Origin of the sequence: Mycobacterium sp. KBS0706, from assembly GCF_005938675.2 — a bacterium.
Taxonomy (GTDB): domain Bacteria; phylum Pseudomonadota; class Alphaproteobacteria; order DSM-16000; family Inquilinaceae; genus Inquilinus.
In genome coordinates, this window is sequence record NZ_VCCH02000343.1 from 1 (window position 1) to 550 (window position 550).

Here is a 550-nt window from a genome sequence, read left to right on the forward strand (position 1 = left end):
CTCGGACACATCCTCGCCGATCTTCGTCATCTCGCCGTAGCCACAGGGACACAGCGTGCTGTCCGGCTCGATGATCCGTTCCACGCGCGGCAGATGGGCCGGCAGCCGACCGCGGTTGCGGTTGCGCGACTTGGCTCCCGATTTGCCCTTGATGATGGCCTCGGCCTTTGCCTGGGCGGCGTCCAGCACCCCTTGGGCGATCTCCACGTCTTCCAGCGGCAGGTTGTACTGGTCGGGCCTCAGCTTCTCGGATTTGGCGCCGAACTTCTCGCGGCGCAGCTCGCCGACGATCGCCTCCAGCCGACGCCGCGCCTCCTCGGATTGCACCAGCGCCGCTTGGTGCTCGGCGAGCGCCGCCTGCGTCTGCGCCAAGAGCGCCTTCAGCGCAGCGTTCTCTTCGGTGAGGGCGACGACGGTCATGCGCCGGTTCAATCATATGGGCGCCGGCCCCGCCATCGCGATCCGGGCCGCCGAGTCACTCTGCCGCAGTCATCCGGCACGCTGCGGCCGGCGGCGGCGCTCGGGCCGCATCAGCCGCCAATCCAGCCCC

At 69.5% G+C, this 550-nt stretch carries 1 protein-coding gene; it reads right to left on the minus strand.

What is annotated here, in order from left to right:
• A partial coding sequence (locus FFK22_RS42185) for a transposase (protein WP_373683782.1) occupies nucleotides 1-420 on the minus strand: 420 nt, incomplete at its 3' end.
• Between the last annotated feature and the right edge of the window lie 130 nt (nucleotides 421-550).